The organism is Flavobacterium psychrolimnae, from assembly GCF_003312425.1.
Taxonomy (GTDB): Bacteria; Bacteroidota; Bacteroidia; order Flavobacteriales; family Flavobacteriaceae; genus Flavobacterium; species Flavobacterium psychrolimnae.
The window spans coordinates 145088-162463 of sequence record NZ_QNUX01000005.1; the positions used below are offsets into that span (position 1 = coordinate 145088).

Annotated in this window: 23 protein-coding genes; 15 read left to right on the forward strand and 8 right to left on the reverse strand. The window is 33.0% G+C overall.

Translation table 11 applies throughout. The features are described 5' to 3' along the window. Positions 1–46: 46 nt before the first annotated feature. From DR980_RS07145 to nadC, 3 genes are all read right to left on the reverse strand, one after another. Complete coding sequence (locus DR980_RS07145; protein WP_113634540.1) at positions 47–475, reverse strand: DUF2147 domain-containing protein; 429 nt, start codon at positions 473–475, stop codon at positions 47–49. Positions 476–595: 120 nt separating this feature from the next. Further along, a complete protein-coding gene (locus tag DR980_RS07150) occupies positions 596–1504 on the reverse strand; it encodes a YihY/virulence factor BrkB family protein (RefSeq protein ID WP_113634541.1) in 909 nt (302 codons plus the stop codon). After that, positions 1501–2358 (reverse strand): carboxylating nicotinate-nucleotide diphosphorylase, encoded by an 858-nt coding sequence (gene nadC / locus DR980_RS07155; protein WP_113634542.1) that lies wholly within the window; start codon positions 2356–2358, stop codon positions 1501–1503. The genes DR980_RS07150 and nadC overlap by 4 nt, the downstream gene beginning before the upstream one ends. A 285-nt stretch (positions 2359–2643) precedes the next feature. Between nadC and DR980_RS07160 the strand changes: the two genes are divergently transcribed. The 5 genes from DR980_RS07160 to rlmH all read left to right on the forward strand — a co-directional run bounded on the left by DR980_RS07160 (position 2644) and on the right by rlmH (position 4934). After that, positions 2644–3075 carry a hypothetical protein gene (locus tag DR980_RS07160; RefSeq protein ID WP_113634543.1) on the forward strand — a complete coding sequence of 144 codons (432 nt, stop codon included), beginning with the start codon at positions 2644–2646 and terminating at the stop codon, positions 3073–3075. A gap of 153 nt (positions 3076–3228) precedes the next feature. Next, a complete protein-coding gene (locus tag DR980_RS07165) occupies positions 3229–3720 on the forward strand; it encodes a CIA30 family protein (RefSeq protein ID WP_113634544.1) in 492 nt (163 codons plus the stop codon). Between the two features lie 101 nt (positions 3721–3821). After that, complete coding sequence (locus DR980_RS07170; protein ID WP_113634545.1) at positions 3822–4046, forward strand: hypothetical protein; 225 nt, start codon at positions 3822–3824, stop codon at positions 4044–4046. After that, positions 4046–4366 (forward strand): type II toxin-antitoxin system PemK/MazF family toxin, encoded by a 321-nt coding sequence (locus tag DR980_RS07175; protein WP_113634546.1) that lies wholly within the window; start codon positions 4046–4048, stop codon positions 4364–4366. Before DR980_RS07170 ends, DR980_RS07175 begins: the two co-directional genes overlap by 1 nt. Before the next feature lie 94 nt (positions 4367–4460). After that, positions 4461–4934 (forward strand): 23S rRNA (pseudouridine(1915)-N(3))-methyltransferase RlmH, encoded by a 474-nt coding sequence (rlmH, locus tag DR980_RS07180; protein WP_113634547.1) that lies wholly within the window; start codon positions 4461–4463, stop codon positions 4932–4934. A gap of 43 nt (positions 4935–4977) precedes the next feature. Here the strand turns inward: rlmH and DR980_RS07185 are convergent, their stop codons facing one another. Continuing rightward, positions 4978–5610: a hypothetical protein gene (locus DR980_RS07185; protein WP_113634548.1), complete on the reverse strand. Its 633-nt coding sequence runs from the start codon at positions 5608–5610 to the stop codon at positions 4978–4980. 2 nt (positions 5611–5612) lie between these two features. Next, positions 5613–6437, reverse strand: a complete 825-nt coding sequence (gene folP / locus DR980_RS07190) for a dihydropteroate synthase (protein WP_113634549.1) — start codon at positions 6435–6437, stop codon at positions 5613–5615. A gap of 168 nt (positions 6438–6605) precedes the next feature. Between folP and DR980_RS07195 the strand changes: the two genes are divergently transcribed. The 4 genes from DR980_RS07195 (at position 6606) to tpiA (ending at position 9819) form a co-directional block, all read left to right on the forward strand. Further along, complete coding sequence (locus DR980_RS07195) at positions 6606–7151, forward strand: DUF1599 domain-containing protein (RefSeq protein ID WP_113634628.1); 546 nt, start codon at positions 6606–6608, stop codon at positions 7149–7151. A gap of 18 nt (positions 7152–7169) precedes the next feature. Beyond that, positions 7170–8270, forward strand: coding sequence for a BT_3928 family protein (locus DR980_RS07200; protein WP_113634550.1), 1101 nt, complete (start codon positions 7170–7172; stop codon positions 8268–8270). Positions 8271–8500: 230 nt separating this feature from the next. Next, positions 8501–8998: a TlpA family protein disulfide reductase gene (locus tag DR980_RS07205; protein WP_113634551.1), complete on the forward strand. Its 498-nt coding sequence runs from the start codon at positions 8501–8503 to the stop codon at positions 8996–8998. Positions 8999–9066: 68 nt separating this feature from the next. Beyond that, on the forward strand, positions 9067–9819 hold the full coding sequence (gene tpiA / locus DR980_RS07210; protein ID WP_113634552.1) for a triose-phosphate isomerase: 753 nt from the start codon (positions 9067–9069) through the stop codon (positions 9817–9819). Between the two features lie 55 nt (positions 9820–9874). Here the strand turns inward: tpiA and DR980_RS07215 are convergent, their stop codons facing one another. Continuing rightward, positions 9875–11098 carry a porin gene (locus DR980_RS07215; protein WP_113634553.1) on the reverse strand — a complete coding sequence of 408 codons (1224 nt, stop codon included), beginning with the start codon at positions 11096–11098 and terminating at the stop codon, positions 9875–9877. A gap of 95 nt (positions 11099–11193) precedes the next feature. On the opposite strand from DR980_RS07215, the gene prmA reads away from it, so the two are divergent. The 4 genes from prmA to DR980_RS07235 all read left to right on the forward strand — a co-directional run bounded on the left by prmA (position 11194) and on the right by DR980_RS07235 (position 14392). Then, on the forward strand, positions 11194–12027 hold the full coding sequence (gene prmA, locus DR980_RS07220) for a 50S ribosomal protein L11 methyltransferase (RefSeq protein ID WP_113634554.1): 834 nt from the start codon (positions 11194–11196) through the stop codon (positions 12025–12027). 44 nt (positions 12028–12071) lie between these two features. Next, positions 12072–12347: an ATP-dependent Clp protease adaptor ClpS gene (locus DR980_RS07225; RefSeq protein WP_113634555.1), complete on the forward strand. Its 276-nt coding sequence runs from the start codon at positions 12072–12074 to the stop codon at positions 12345–12347. A gap of 92 nt (positions 12348–12439) precedes the next feature. Beyond that, entirely contained in the window at positions 12440–13711 is a 1272-nt protein-coding gene (locus DR980_RS07230) for a sterol desaturase family protein (RefSeq protein WP_113634556.1), read from the forward strand. A gap of 9 nt (positions 13712–13720) precedes the next feature. Continuing rightward, entirely contained in the window at positions 13721–14392 is a 672-nt protein-coding gene (locus DR980_RS07235; protein WP_113634557.1) for a lysoplasmalogenase, read from the forward strand. Between the two features lie 44 nt (positions 14393–14436). Here DR980_RS07235 and DR980_RS07240 read toward each other — a convergent pair whose 3' ends face one another. Both DR980_RS07240 and DR980_RS07245 read right to left on the reverse strand, forming a co-directional pair. Beyond that, a complete protein-coding gene (locus DR980_RS07240) occupies positions 14437–14853 on the reverse strand; it encodes a DUF6691 family protein (protein WP_113634558.1) in 417 nt (138 codons plus the stop codon). A gap of 36 nt (positions 14854–14889) precedes the next feature. Further along, positions 14890–15450, reverse strand: coding sequence for a YeeE/YedE family protein (locus tag DR980_RS07245; protein ID WP_113634630.1), 561 nt, complete (start codon positions 15448–15450; stop codon positions 14890–14892). 439 nt (positions 15451–15889) lie between these two features. On the opposite strand from DR980_RS07245, the gene DR980_RS07250 reads away from it, so the two are divergent. Then, positions 15890–16339: a 2-dehydro-3-deoxyphosphooctonate aldolase gene (locus DR980_RS07250; RefSeq protein WP_113634559.1), complete on the forward strand. Its 450-nt coding sequence runs from the start codon at positions 15890–15892 to the stop codon at positions 16337–16339. A gap of 211 nt (positions 16340–16550) precedes the next feature. Then, complete coding sequence (gene kdsA / locus DR980_RS07255) at positions 16551–17369, forward strand: 3-deoxy-8-phosphooctulonate synthase (RefSeq protein WP_113634560.1); 819 nt, start codon at positions 16551–16553, stop codon at positions 17367–17369. Positions 17370–17376: the final 7 nt, after the last annotated feature.

Consider the following 17376-nt stretch of genomic DNA (forward strand, 5'->3'; position numbering starts at 1 on the left):
ATGTATTACTTGGAACTCATAACTCTTAATATTTTAATTATTTTAATTATTTTACTCTATTCCAGGTTTGGGTTCTTCCAAATAAAGCTACACCAATATACCCTCGAACATTCAGCTTATCATTCCCATCCAAAGCCATAAAGCATTTGTATAATTTACCAGAAGTAGGATCTAGAATTTTTCCTGAATTGTACTCTTTACCATCTTTTTTTAATCCTTTGATGATAACAAGTCCCATAACCGGTTTGTTTTTTTCTTCACCAGAACATGCCGTACACAAGCTTTTTTTCTTTTCGACATCAATGATATCAACGATTTTTCCATAAATTTTACCAGAACGCTCGTAGATTTCTACGATTGATTTAGCTTTTCCAGTTTCGTCATCGATAGTTTTCCATTTCCCAATAACGCTATTGGATTGTGCATAAAAAGTCATTGAAACTAATAATGCCAGACTCGTAATTGTATTTCTCATTTTTTTTTATTTAGCCCTGATAGTAGTGGAAATCCTTTTCTTTTTTTCTTTAAAAAAGAAAAGATTGTAACGAATAGCAGGAAATAGCTTCTAATTTTGAAACCATTTAGATTTAATAATTTACTCTTTTTTAGCTTTTAATTTATTTACTGTTGCATTCAATTCAAAACCCAACAATAATATCATACAGTTGATCCAAATATAAAACATCAAGATCAATAAAGTTCCTATTGAACCGTATAATTCATTGTATTGTGAAAATTTTGTGACCCAGATTCCAAAAAAATACGAGTCCAAAATAATCAAAATAGTAGTAAAAACGGATCCTATAGAGATGAAAGCTCTGTTTTTGTCGTGTTTTGTACCAAACTTGAAAAGTATGGATGTAGTCATCAAAATCATCAAAATAACAAAAGCATATCGTCCGATAACAATCAGTTGAATCTGGTCACTAAATACTGTTTTCTGTATCAAAACTTCAAAAACAACGATTATTGCAACGGTCACTAATAACAATAACGACAATAATAATGACATTCCCAATGCGACTAAATATTGCCGAATAAAACCCCTTTTTATAAGGACGTGGCGAGAGGTTTCAAAGCCTCCAAGAATGCCATTTAATCCATTTGCCATAAGAAAAATAGACAATATAAAACCGGAAGACAACAGTCCGGAATCACTATTATTCAGAATATCGCTGATGATTTTGTAAATAGCATCGTAGGTATTTGGCGGCACTCCGTCCTTGACAAACATCAAAAAATCTTCCTGAAAACCTACAATAGGAATAAATGGAATTAGATTTAATATAAAAAGTGCAAAAGGAAATAATGCCATAAAAAAACTAAATGCAATGGCACTGGCATGGTACGTTAGCGCACTTTCGACTATTCCTAAGCCATATATTTCCATTAAATCATACAAAGACAAGCCTTCTAACCAAGGAAGTTTTATCTTTTTTAAACCAAACATAAGATTCCGTACAATTGGAATTCTTCGTAGTTTCAATTCAATTTCTTTACTCATAATGCTTTCAAGCTCAAATCCATGTTATAAACGGAATGTGTCAATGCGCCCGAAGAAATATAATCTACACCACATTCCGCATAATTACGAATCGTGTTTTCATTAATATTCCCGGAAGACTCTGTTTGGCATTTATCTCCAATTAAAGCTACTGCTTTTCTGGTATCCTCAAAATTGAAGTTGTCTATTAAAATCCTGAAAACACCCTCGCTCTGCAGAATTTCTTTGATTTCATCCAAATTTCTGGCTTCAACAATAATTTTTAGATCCAGATTATTTTCTTTAAGATATGCTTTTGTTTTGGCTATAGCCAAAGTGATTCCACCCGCAAAATCATTGTGGTTATCCTTAAGCATTATCATGTCATACAACGCAAAACGATGGTTTTCGCCACCGCCAATTTTGACAGCCCATTTCTCACATGCTCGAAAACCTGGAGTTGTTTTACGGGTGTCAAGAATTTTAGTAGTTGTTCCCTCTAATAAACGAACATATTCCTTGGTTTTAGTTGCAATAGCTGACATTCTTTGCATTGAATTCAAAACTACGCGTTCTGATTTCAAAATAGATTGCGAACTTCCTGATACATGAAATACGATGTCCCCTTTTTTTACCGGAGTTCCGTCCTGAATAAAAGTTTCAATTTGCAAATTAGGATCTACATATTCAAAAACCATTTTAGCAAAAGCTACGCCGGCAATAATGCCATCTTCTTTGACCAATAATTTTGCTTTTCCAGTTGCTGTAGCCGGAATACAAGCTAATGAACTGTAATCGCCAGGCCCCACATCCTCCCGAATGGCATTTTGTATTAGTATGTCTAACTCGTTTTTAAACTGTATATCGCTAATCATTTTATAGGAAATTTATAGAATGCTAAAGTAATGTATATTTTGTGGAATTGAAAATTTGTAGGTCGGGTTCTTTAGAAAAAAGATACAATTGAATCTGCTACTTCTATAAAATATACCCTGCTTAGCAGAGTAATTGTATGCAGTTGCAACCTTGAATTTTATAATCAACGCATTAAAAAATTCAGTATTGTGCAGATATTCAATTCAAACTTTAGAATCCTATTTTTTTTTAGTGCAATCCTATTTAAAATCTTATATTTGGATTTAGTAATTAAAACACTGTTTATGAAATCTTTTTTAAGTTTACTTTTTGTAACCTCGCTGCTTTTAACCTCTTGTAAAAAGGAAGCAGAAACCCAAAATACCACTCCAACAAACGTTGTTCCTTTTACGGAAGTTGGCAGACAAATGAAAACTGAAGCTGCTACAGCAATCCAGCCACAAAATTCAACTGCACAGCCAACAACCACTGCCGCTGGTGCAAATCCAGCTCATGGTCAGCCCGGTCATCGTTGTGATATCGCTGTTGGAGCGCCTTTAAATTCTCCTGTTGCCGCAACAGCTCCAGCAACTTCTCAACAAAACACTGCGGTTCCTGCTAATACAGTAACGACCGCACCAGCAGAAACTACACCTACTGCGGAAGGAATGAATCCACCACACGGACAAACGAATCACCGCTGTGATATTGCTGTTGGTGCTCCGTTACCAAAATAGGTGTTGAAAATTTCCCAAAATAAAACTGGCGTAAACCATCATAAGTTCATGCCAGTTTTAGTATTTATAGTTACCCAATTTTTCGTTTAGCCAAATGAAATAAAACACATCGTTTCACCTATTTTCGGAAACAACAAACTCAAAACCAACATTATGAAACCATTTTTAATTTTTGATTTTAATTTAAAAAGTGATTTACTCAATTGGAAAATTGTAAATGATGCTGTGATGGGCGGAATGTCAGAAAGCAAATTCTATCTGAATCCAAATGGAGAGGGAACTTTTGAAGGCAAAGTTTCTTTAGAAAATAATGGAGGATTTTGCGCCGTAAAATATAATTTTGAGCTGCTAATTTTAAAAGATGCTACACATTTTTGCATTCGGATTAAAGGAGACGATAAACAATATCAATTCAGAGTAAAGACCCATCGAACTGATTCCCATTCATATGTGTTTCCTTTTCAAACTACCACAGATTGGCAAACGATTGAAATTCCAATAACGGAATTGTATCCAGCTTTTCGAGGGCAAAAATTAAATCAGCCTAATTATGACGGATCTAATTTAGAAGAAATTACATTCTTGATAGGCAATAAAAAAGAGGAAACGTTTCGATTGCTAATTGATAGCATTGAGGTCAAATAAATCACGAATTTTAAAATAAAAGCAAAAAAAATAACTGAAAATCAATTATTTAGAAATACGTTTTAAAATAAATTGTAAATTTGTTAATAAATAATTTCACAATGATACGAGAAGCGATAATAGAACGAACCATTCAAATCATTAATCAACTCCCAGAAGATAAAGCGCTGGAAATAGCTGATTTTGCTGATTTTATTATCAAAAAATACGAAGAACAATTATTAACAGACAACATTCAAAAAGTTGTAGTTGAGAGTGAAGCTTTTAATTTTTTAAATGAAGAAGATAGCATTTATTCAGTATCGGATTTGAAAGAACGATACTAATGAAAAAAGGCAATATCATTCTGATTCCATTTCCTTTCACAGACTTATCAGGTAAAAAATTACATCCGGCTGTAATTTTGATAGCAACGGATTATGATCTTACAGTTAGTTTTATAACTACACAACTAAAATGGAAGGAGAATACTGATCTTGAACTTTTACCTACTAATTTAAATGGTATCAAAATGTCTTCTTTGATTCGATTATCCAAAATTGCAACTATTGACCGATCATTAGCAATTGGAAAATTAGGCGAACTTCATCAGAACGAGATAATTGATTTAAACAATAAACTGAAAATAATCTTTCAGCTTGAATAAAAGGAAATTTGTTTTTTGTACAATCCCATTCAAAGAAAAAGACAAATTGAAACTGTTAATTTTTCTATCTTTGAGCCTCTGAAATCCAACAAAAATGAATATTAAATTAATTGCTATCGGTAAAACCGATAACAAAGCCTTACAATCTTTAATAGACGATTATACCAAACGTTTGTCTTTTTATATCAAGTTCGATTTGGATATAATCCCTGATATCAAGAACGTAAAAAACTTATCTGAAAGTCAACAAAAAGAGAAAGAAGGCGAATTGATTTTGGCAAAAATTACACCGACAGACCAGCTTATTTTGTTGGACGAAAACGGAAAAAACTTTTCCAGTGTAGGTTTTTCAGAAGAATTACAAAAGAAAATGAACTCCGGAGTGAAGACTTTAGTTTTCGTTATTGGCGGTCCTTACGGATTTTCTGAAACGGTCTATAGCAAGGCACAAGGAAAAATATCGTTATCTCTAATGACTTTTTCGCATCAAATGGTACGATTATTTTTTATCGAACAGTTGTATCGTGGCTTTACGATTTTAAGAAACGAACCTTATCATCACCAATAAAATTAAGTATTCGGAAATCAGTCTCAGTTTTCAGTTAATTTGATTAAAAAATAAACTCTTCCTGTTTTACATTAAATTCCAACGATGGCAACTTTAAACTATTAATGAAAATTTTGTTTTGAATGTAACTTCCAAAAGTTGTGTTTTTATCAAAGCAAAAAACATATTGGACAGCTTTATCATTTGGTATTTTATCCAAATAGGTTTGCAACTCTTCTTGTTTTACTATAATATCATCCACTAAAACTTCATTATTTTTGGTAAAAAATACAACAACTCCTGACTTTGGTTTTTCTAGTTTGTAATACACATTAGTAAAAGGAATAAAGGCTAAGTTTTTCCCAATCGTATCAGCGTAGGAATAATAATTTTCGGCCTTTTCATTCTTGTGTGCTTTTTCTTCCCGCTTCTTTTGTTGCAACTTCATGATTTCCGGAATTGCAAGTCGTAATGGCAAACGTTTGTCAATACTTAGAATCCAATTGGTTGAAATAATACTGTTTTTACGGTTTACTTCTGCTAAGGTATCTTTTCCTTTTGTTCTGAAAAAAATATAAATTGGCGAAAGATCATCTACACTTTTGACAATTGTAGTGTTGGCTTTTGGCAGTAAAATATCTTCCTTGTTTCCACAAGAAAACAGAGTAAAAAGAACAATCAGAGTAAAATATTTCATCTTTATAAATTGATTTTATTGAATAATTTAATGCATTCCATGGTTTCTTTTACATCATGAACACGAAGGATTTTTGCTCCTTTTGTCAATGCCAAAGTATTCAAAACCGTAGTTCCATTTAACGCATTTTCAATTGTGGTTTCTAGCGTTTTATAAATCATGGATTTTCTGGAAATCCCAACAAGAAGTGGTAATTCCAGTATGTTAAATAATTCCATTTTTTTAAAAACTTCGTAATTTTGATTTATTGTTTTGGCAAAGCCAAAGCCCGGATCGATTATTAAATCATTGATCCCAAAACTTCGAGCCTTAGCCACTTTCTCCGAAAAATAGAATAACATTTCTTTTACAATATCATCATACTCCGTTAGCGTTTGCATCGTTTGCGGGTTTCCTCGCATGTGCATCATAATATAAGGAACATTATATTTTGCAATTATCTCAAACATTTTTTCGTCTAAATTTCCGGCTGCAATATCGTTGATGATAGCCGCGCCGCTTTCAATTGAAGCTTTAGCTACTTCACTTCTAAAGGTGTCAATCGAAATTATCGTTTCTGGAAAATGTTTTAAAATCAAATCTACAACTGGAACAATTCTCGAAATTTCTTCTTGTTCCGAGACAAATTCTGCATTTGGTTTACTGGAATAAGCGCCAATATCTATAAAAGTTGCACCATCAAGGAGCATTTTTTCAACTTGAGAAAGTATTTCTATTTCATTTTTATACTTTCCACCATCAAAAAAAGAGTTGGGTGTCACATTCAAAATCCCCATTACTTTGGGAGTTGATAAGTCAACAAGTAATCCTTTGCAGTTAATAGTCATTTTTTTAGTATTCAGTGTTCAGTGTTCAGTTTCAGACAACAATTATCAAAACCACTGCATTCTGCATTCAAACATTATATTCTGTTTGTGGTTAAGAGTCTTTGTACTTTGTACTTCAATCTTAATTCTTTACTTTTGAAAAAATTTCAAGACAAATATACACCAATAATGAAGAATACTTCAAAGGAATATGATACGGTGATTGCGACTTGTCGTGCACTGTTTATCAACAAAATGAAAGATTACGGATGTGCTTGGCGCATTTTAAGATTGCCTTCATTGACGGATCAAATCTACATAAAAGCCCAAAGAATTAGAAGCCTGCAGGAAAATGAAGTTCGTAAAATTGATGAAGATGAAACAGGAGAATTCATCGGAATTATCAATTATTCTATCATGGCATTAATTCAATTGGAATTAGGAGTAGTGGATCAACCTGATTTAGACGTTGTAAAAGCCACTGAATTATACGATGCCAAAGTCAAACTCACCAAAGATTTAATGGAAGATAAAAATCATGATTATGGGGAAGCTTGGCGCGAAATGCGTGTGAGTTCACTGACCGATTTAATTTTACAAAAACTACTTCGTGTCAAACAAATTGAAGACAATAAAGGAAAAACATTAGTTTCTGAAGGAATCGACGCTAATTATCAGGATATGATAAATTACTCCGTTTTTGCGTTGATTCTAATGGGTTTTGGAAATAAATAATAAAAGCAATAACTAAAAATGAAAAATATAATTACTCAATTTTCTAGAATTTTCGTTGGAATCCTATTCATTATTTCCGGATTAATCAAGCTGAATGACCCAATTGGGTTCTCTTATAAATTAGCGGAATATTTCAGCGAACCTGTTTTCAACATGCCATTTTTTGTTCCGTTTGCATTAGGAATCGCTTTGTTTTTAGTAATTCTTGAAGTAGTTCTAGGTATTATGTTACTCATTGGTTACAAGACCAAATTCACTATTTGGAGTTTACTAATCCTGATTGTATTGTTTACTTTTCTAACTTTTTATTCTGCTTATTTTAATGTGGTAAAAGACTGTGGTTGTTTTGGAGACGCTTTGAAACTAACACCATGGCAATCGTTTACTAAGGATATCGTTTTACTCTTCTTTATTCTGATATTATTTTTCAATCAAAAATTGGTAAAACCGTTGTTTAGCAACAACGTACAAAACATAGTCATTTACGCCAGTATCGTTTTGTCATCATTAATGGGAGTTTGGGTTTTAAACCATTTGCCAATAATCGATTTCAGACCTTATAAAGTAGGAAACAATATTCAAAAAGGAATGCGAATTCCTGACGGAGCAGAAAAATCTGTGGTAGAAATGGTCTTTATTTACAAAGTTGGCGGTGTCGATAAAGAATTTACCGAAAAAGATTTGATGGCAATTCCTGAAGGCGCTGTATTTGTTGACCGAAAAGACAAAGTGATCACAGAAGGTTACGTTCCTCCTATTCATGATTTTACAATGGAAAAAGACGGATCTGATTATAAAGAAGAATTTTTAGAAGCACCAAAATTGATGTTGATAACCGCTTACGATTTAACAAAAGCGGATCACAGTGGAATGGCAAAATTAGAAAAACTGAATCAAGAAGCTAAAGCAAAAGGATATCAAGTGATTGCAATGACAGCCTCTTCACCCGAAGAAATAGCTGCTGCAAAAAAACAATTTGGTTTAACATTTGACTTCTATTTTTGCGATGCCATAACCGTAAAAACCATCGAAAGAGCCAATCCAAGTATTGTTTTGATTGAAAAAGGAACAATAAAACAAAAAGTTCATCACAATGATATTGCAGATTTAAAATTCTAAATAAACTATAAAAACTATAAAGTCGTAGAGTCCGAAACAGGAAACTTTACGGCTTTTTTGTTTAAAAGAATGGCAAGTTCTATTCCGAAAAATCACTAAGTCAAAATCATTAGATTATTTTTAAACTATAACGATATTGCTTTATCATTTTCGGATAATGCTTTCAAAATTTCTTATTCTGTATAACGCATTCAAATTGTTTGATTAACTTTGTTAAAAACAATACTAAAATGAAAAAAATATTTGCTTTATTAATTGCGTTTGCAACATTCTCTTGCACATCAAATGCACAAAAAACTAAATTCTCAAAAGAAGCTTTATCAGAAACCCTTTTAGCCACTGATGGAAGTCAAGTTGCTTTTAAGGATATTTTGAAACAGTACAAAGGAAAAACATTAGTAATTGAAGTTTGGGCTTCTTGGTGTGGTGATTGTGTAAAAGCAATGCCTAAACTAAAAGAATTACAGGCTAACCATCCTGATGTTGCTTACTTGTTTATTTCAATGGATAAAACTGCTGATAAATGGAAAGCTGGAATTGAAAAACATCAATTAAATGGTGGACATTTCATGGCAAATGACCAAATGAAAGGTGTATTTGCAAAAGCTGTAGATGTGGATTGGATTCCAAGATACATCATCGTAGACAAAACTGGAAAAATAGTATTGTACCGCGCTATTGAAACAGATTTTGAGAAAATTAATGAAACCTTACTAAGTTTGAGATAATTATTTTAACTATTATTTTTCAAACCATTATAAAATTAAAACCAAAAACTAAATATAACACAACGAAAATGAGAAAGAAGATTGTTGCAGGAAATTGGAAAATGCATAAAAATGCAGAACAAACTGAAGATTTATTAAATGAACTAATAGCAAAAATACCAACAGACACTACTGTGCAGGTTATTGTAGCTCCTACTTTTGTGAACTTAGCGTCTGCTGTAGATCATTTAGAGTTTACTAATATTGATGTTGCTGCACAAAACGTTCATCAAGCCGAAGGTGGCGCTTTCACTGGTGAAATCTCAGCAGATATGTTAAAAAGTGTTGGTGTAGATATCGTAATTTTAGGACATTCAGAGCGCAGATCGATATTTCATGAAACAGATGCTTTGATTGCTAGCAAGGTAAATACAGCTTTGGAACATGATATGAGAGTTATTTTTTGTTTTGGAGAAGAATTAAAAGATCGCCAAACAAAAAATCATTTTAATGTGGTAGAAAACCAATTGCGAGATGGATTATTTCATATTGAAGCAAAGGACTGGGATAATATTGTTTTAGCTTATGAGCCAGTTTGGGCAATAGGAACTGGAGAAACAGCTTCTCCGGAACAAGCACAAGAAATGCATGAATTTATTAGAGAAACTGTTCGTAAAGCTTTTGGAGGCGATATTGCTGATAACGTATCTATTCTTTATGGAGGAAGCGTGAAGCCTGATAATGCAAAAGAAATATTCTCGAAACCTGATGTAGACGGTGGTCTTATTGGTGGTGCTGCATTAAAAGCTGATGATTTTGTAGCAATTATAAATGCAATATAAATTTCATTTTCAGATAGTATAAAAAAAGCGGTGATTTATTTTCACCGCTTTTTTTTTAAATACCTATTTCTACCTGAAAACGTAAATACCAATTATTCTTAGTACTTCCGTCGAAATAATTTAAAGTATCAAAAGTCAATTCGCTTTGCAGCTTAAAAGTATGTTCCCAAATATATTTGGTTAAACCAACAGTGTATTGTTTAGAATTTGGAGCCAAAGTCCTAATATCTTCTCCTACTTTTTGAGTAGAATACCTTCCTATAATCTCATAATTTGAAGGAAAGTTATAACTCAACTGATGATCAAATCCGTTACCTACATAAGCATAATTAGATTGTGTAATGTCATCTGGATTAATGGTAACAGCATTCCTGGAAGTAGTTCTTGACATGTAACTTGACATGGCAGCCCATCCGTTGTATTTCAACATAGCATCCAGCATCACTGATTTCATAGTTCGCTCCTCAAACAAATCATTTCCTAATTGTCCTTGCGTTCTCTTGGCATGATTATTTTGCTGAAAAGCTCCGGAAAGCAGTAGTTTTGGTTTTTTTTCTCTTACAATATCACCTTCAAAATAAGTCCCGTCCCTAGAAAAAGCTCCAAAGGGTAATAACTCCACTTTTCCGGTTACAGCAACTCCTGCATCAGCATTTCCTGTTATATTACGTCCTTCACCTGTTGAAACAGCCGTTTTGAAATTATAGGAGAATTTATCTTGAAATTCATTCATATTATGAACTTGGAAACCAAAATCCCTATCAATTGTAAATCTGGCGTTATTAATTGAGCGATCCGTTAATTGAAGACCACCTGAAGAATTTACACGTTGACGGTTTCCTGGTAATTTTGTTTGCCCAAAACTGATATTCCAATGTTTATTAGGTCTGTAAAAAACAACCGCATCACGAATAATATTAATATTTTCTCCTTCTTGAATTTCTCCCACATCGCCCGGGGCAAATGATAATTGGACTGCATATAAAAATTTTGGTGAACCCACATATCCGTCAAATCGCAAACGCAAACGTCTGATTTGTCCATCATAAACGCCATCTTCACCTTCATTTTCAGTATAAGTAACTCTGTTTTGCATTCGAAACCGAATATTTAATTGGTATAAACTGTCTGGAGAAGTAATTCCAATCCCTTTACCAAAACTGTAATAAGGAAGTGCAGATAATTTTAAGTCATTATCTTGTTTATTTTGCTTTATAGTAACTTGAGCATTACCGGCAATACTGAGCAGAAAAACAAAAAATAAAATGATTTTTTTCATTGTGTAGTTGTGTGTTAGTGCTACAAATGTAAAATAAAATTTGATTTACAAATGCCGTTTAAATAGTGATTGTTACCTTTGCAAAAAAAATAAGCATGTCAAACATATATATTGGGTACCATTTTACTATTGAGCCTAAAGAACTAGGTTCTGAAATATTAATCGCAGAACTGGGAGAAAGAGCATTTGAGAGTTTTACGGAAACTGAAACTGGGATTTCAGCTTTTGTACAAAAGGATTTATGGGATGAAATGATTCTTGATGACATTCATATTTTACAATCAGATGAATTTACTATCGATTATACATTTGAAGAAATCGAACAGGTAAACTGGAATGAAGAATGGGAAAAGAATTTTGAAGCAATCGATGTAGATGGAAATTGTCATGTACGCGCCCCTTTTCACCCAAAAACAGATGCCGAATTTGATATTGTCATCGAACCAAAAATGAGTTTTGGAACAGGTCACCACGAGACAACCCACATGATGATTCAGCATTTATTAGAAATAGATGTTACCGGAATGAAAACACTGGATATGGGCTGCGGAACTGCCATTTTAGCAATACTTGCCGAGATGAAAGGAGCCCAACCAATTGACGCCATTGATATTGATAACTGGTGTTATTTGAATTCAATTGAAAATGCACAACGCAATAATTGTAAACACATAACAGTTTATGAAGGTGAAGCAGCATTATTAGAAGGCAAAAAATACGATTTGATTATTGCCAACATAAACAGAAACATTTTGTTGAACGATATGCAAAGTTATGTAGACAGTTTAAATCCTAATGGAACGCTACTTTTAAGCGGTTTCTATCAGGAAGACATCCCTTTTATAGATGCTTCTTGTACTGAAAAAGGATTAACGTATGTTAAAAAATTTGAAAGAAACAATTGGGTGTCTTTAAAATATGTAAATTAGTAGTACTATTTTTTATTAATTACGAAAGTACAAAAACCTACAAAATGAGTACTAAAGAAAAAGTAAGAGAAAGAGTAAGTGTAAAAGAATCAATTAGTTTAGACAATGAAATAGTCGTTTACAACGATGATGTAAACACTTTTGACCATGTCATTGAAACTTTCATTCGCGTTTGTGATCACACTCCGGAACAAGCAGAACAATGTTCATTAATTGTACATTACAACGGAAAGTGTACCGTAAAAACGGGTCCTTATGATAAATTAAAACCGCAATGCACTCAATTATTACAAGCAGGATTAAATGCGGAGATAATTTAAGTACAGTAAAAACTTCCACTAGAAATAAATTACTGTGAATAATTCAAAAACATTCTCTTTTATTCTATATTTGAATAATAAAAAGTGTTTTTATGGAAGAATACGGTAAACTTTTAGTTTTTGCAATGCCCATATTTTTGATATTGATTATCATCGAGAAAATATATGGGCATTACAAAGGGGAAGATACTTCACCTAATATGGATTCTGTTTCCAGCGTAAGTTCTGGAATGGTAAATTCCCTAAAAGATGTTTTAGGACTTAGCATCACGCTTGTTTCTTACGATTGGATTGCCTCTAAAATAGCTTTATTTGATCTTGAAGCTACTTTTTTCACCTACTTTATTGGATTTATCGCGATAGATTTTTATGGCTACTGGAGTCATCGTTTGTCGCATCAAATTAATTTTTTATGGAACAAACACGCGATTCATCACAGTAGTGAGGAATTCAATTTGGCCTGTGCCCTACGCCAACCCGTTTCCAGTTTTGTCAATCTGTTTACCTTTTTATTGATTCCAGCAGCTCTTTTAGGAGTTCCCTCCAAAGTGATTGCAATAACACTTCCTATTCATTTATTCCTCCAATTCTGGTATCATACCAAGCACATTAAGAAAATTGGTTTTCTGGAACACATACTCGTTTCTCCCTCCCATCATAGGGTTCATCATGCCATAAATCCTGAATACATGGACAAAAATCATTCACAAATATTCATTATTTGGGATAAATTGTTTGGCACTTTTCAAGCGGAATTAGAAGCTGTTCCTCCTGTTTTTGGAATCACAAGACCAGCAAGAACCTGGAATCCAATTCGGATTAATTTTCAACATTTATGGCTGCTGATTACAGATGCTTGGCGTGCCGAAAACTGGAAAGACAAATTTACTATTTGGTTTAAACCAACAGGCTGGCGTCCAGAAAATTTTGAAGAAAGATATCCCGTTACAAAAATCACCAATGTTTATGATTTTGAAAAATACGGCGTCCAACATTCTAAAAAACTGATGTACTGGTCTTTATTTCAAGCAATAATTACGTTATTACTTATTAGTTACCTTTACAATTCAATCGCGTTAATAGGTTTGCCAAATGTTTTTATTTACGGAGCATTCATCTTCCTGACCGTTTACAGTTACACTGAACTGATGGACACCCGAAAAATTTCTGTGTTTTGGGAAAGTATCCGGTTTGTATTTGGAATTGGGCTAATTTTCTATTTTGGAGATTGGTTTGGGATGAATCAACTCTTTCCTTTTGCGAGTTATATTATAGGCGGTTATCTCCTGTTATCGTTGGCTGTAACGGTATATTTTGTCACCATTAATTTTGAAAAAGAAACAATGATTGTAGCTCAATCTTAAAAATAAAAAATGAAAAGCAACATAATATTAAAGAGTTTCATCGGGTTTAGTCTAGTCTATCTTTTGATAATTCTTTTTGGAAAAGAAGAAATCGCCTGGTTTCTGAAACCGTTTTTATTGCCGTTTTTAATTCTGGCAGTTTATGTACATGAAAGATTCATCACCAAAAAAGTTCTTTTGACAGCTTTGACTTTGTCGTGGATTGGTGATATTATTTTGATGTTTACTGATAAAGGAGAATTATATTTTATTGCAGGATTGATTGCTTTTTTACTTTCGCATATTTTTTATATCATACTTTTTAGCAAACAATTAAAGATTTATTTAAAGAAAAGTAAAATCATTTTCTGGATAGGAGTTACAGCAATTGCCTTTTATTTAATTGTAATGATGCTGATTTTGTTACCAAGTTTGGGTGACCTAAAAATTCCGGTTTTTGTTTACGCGCTGACAATTTCAATTATGTTGTTATTTGCATTGAAAGGCTTTATGAATTGGCATAAACCTGCCAGCATATACATTTTAATTGGCGCTATCGTTTTTGTAGCATCTGACAGTATTTTGGCCTTTGATAAATTTTATGCACTGTTGCAATACAGTTCCTTCCTGATTATGGCAACTTATTTACTTGCGCAATATTTGATTGTTATTGGTATTTTGAAATTAAACAAAAAAAAGTAGCATTTCCATGAGAAAATGCTACATTGAGATCAGATGTTTTTCGATTAATGAGGTAATTTATTTTTCAATAACCCATATAAATAAGTTCCCAAAAGAGCTCCGAAAAGCACTATAATAATAGTCCAAAAACCTGCACCAAGTAAGATGAATATTGGTCCCGGACAAGAACCAACCAATGCCCAACCTAAACCAAAAAACAATCCGCCAATCCAGTAACGTGCAGATCCTTTTTCTTTATCCGGAATTTCTATAGATTCTCCTTTGATGTCTTTGATTTTATTTCTTTTTATGATTTGAATCCCAATAATTCCTGTCAAGATAGCCACAGAAATAATTCCGTACATGTGAAACGACTGAAATTGGAACATTTCATAAATGCGATACCAAGAAACGGCCTCTGATTTGGTCAAGACAATTCCGAAAACAAATCCAACCAATAGATATTTTAGTATATTTTTCATGCTTTTTATTTTAAATTTTAAATGATGATTGCTTGCCTAATTTACAATTAATGGCAATAAAAAATGCGCCATAATCAGTCCACCGATGAAGAATCCAATTACCGCTTTCAAAGAAGGAATTTGTAAATTACTCAACCCAGAAATGGCATGTCCAGAAGTACAACCACCAGCATAACGAGAGCCAAAACCAATCAAAACACCGCCAATAAGCAGTATTAAAATACTTTTTGGAGATTCTAAAATAGCTGTTCCAAAAAGAGCATCCGGCATTAATTTTCCGTTTGGAGCATCAATACCCAGTGTCGTTAATTGCTCAATTGTTTCAGGATTAATGTCCACATTTGAAGCATCACTCATAAAATGAACAGCAACAAAACCACCAAGCATAGCACCAAGAACGACTACTAAATTCCAACGTTGCGCTTTCCAGTCAAAATCAAAAAAAGCGACTCGTTTTCCTAAACCGGCCATCGAACAAAGCGAACGCAAATTAGAAGACATCCCGAAAGACTTTCCAAAATATATAAGTGCTAACATAATCAAGCCGATTAAAAAACCTGAAACGTACCAAGACCATGTTTGAAAAATAATATCCATATTGTTTTTTTGTGCAAAGATAAGAAGCATTTTATGAGATAGTAAGAGAAATTATAAAATCAGTAAAAAACGGCTCCAAATTACTGCTGAAACTCGCATTAGGTCTAAACTTCTGTATATATTTGTACCTCTGTAATTACTTGGTATTGTAATTGCAATCTGAATTATACCGCTATATTCTAAAATGAAAAGTATTTAATTTTAAACATATAAGTCATTTAAGCTAAAAAGGTTGTTTGTCAAATTAGAGTTAAAAGCAATATAAGTTAAAAATATTCTTTGTAAGATTGAATGACTTTGCTTAAATGAACTACTGACTATACTTGATTTTATTCAAATTAAAAACTTATATGTCTTACATGTTTAAAAAAATGTATTCAATTAAATACAGTTATTTGTAGAATTAAGTGAATTTTGACCTTATAAATTTATTTTAAATATGAAAAAATCGATCCTTTTTATTGCTTTACTAATTAGTATGGCTTCTTGCTCCAGTACACAATCTACTCTGAAAAACACAGATGATAAAGCGCCAAATCTTACTCTTTCAAAAGACAATACTTTTGTGATTACTGAATACAGTAAAGACAAAAAATATGGTTACGATAAAGATTATCCAATCAATATTTTCTTTAACAACACTAAAAACGAAACAATCAATCAAGGTCGGTTTTTGAATGCGTTGGCGGGACCTAATGGTGAAAAAATTACGTTTACCAAATTAGAAAGCTGTTGTCCGTTTCCAACAAAAAGAAGTGAACTTGGCGCTGGATTTTTAGAGGTATTTGAAATAAAGTGGGCTGGGCAAAAAAAGCCAGTACTACTCTACTTAAACATCTATGAAAAAGGAGTTTTGATGGTTCCAGTGGGACTTACATTGAAAAAATAATCACTTTAAAATCCCATAACATCCATGTTTACCAATTCCCTAGCCCCGATGGAAGTGGAAATCCTCCCGTTTTTCAGGGAGATTGTAATCTCGTCCTAATGACGAGACAGGAAACAGCTCCTAAAAAAAAGTTAATGCCTCAAATTATTTGGAAATCGTAAATCGTAAATCGTAAATCATAACTACCTTTGCACCTTTAAAAAATCATACTATGAACCTACAACATATTCCACAAATTAAATATACTGATAGTGGTAATTTCTTTCTGCTAGCTGGGCCGTGCGCCATTGAAGGGGAAGAAATGGCAATGCGAATTGCCGAAAAACTAGTTGGTATTACTGATAATTTACAAATCCCTTTCGTTTTTAAGGGTTCGTTCAAGAAAGCAAATCGCTCTAGAATTGACAGTTTTTCAGGAATTGGAGATGAAAAAGCATTGAAAATTTTAAGAAAAGTTTCAGAGACTTTTCACGTTCCAACTGTTACGGATATTCATACGAATGAAGATGCTGATATGGCTGCTCAATATGTTGATGTGTTGCAAATCCCTGCTTTTTTAGTGCGCCAAACTGATTTAGTCGTGGCTGCTGCCAACACCGGAAAAGTGGTCAACTTGAAAAAAGGACAATTTATGAGTCCGGAAAGTATGAAACATGCAGTTCAAAAAGTATTGGATTGTCACAATGAAAACGTGATGGTTACGGATAGAGGAACGATGTTTGGCTACCAAGATATGATTGTTGATTTTAGAGGAATACCTACCATGCAACAATATGCTACCACTATTCTTGATGTTACGCACTCGCTGCAACAACCCAACCAAACGGCTGGTGTAACTGGAGGAAGACCAGATATGATTGAAACTATTGCCAAAGCTGGTATTGCTGTAGGCGTAGATGGAATTTTTATTGAAACCCATTTTGATCCTGCAAATGCAAAAAGCGATGGTGCAAATATGTTGCATTTAGATTATTTCGAATCCTTAATGACTAATTTAGTTGCCATTAGAAAAACAATTAATACATTTTAAATTTAGG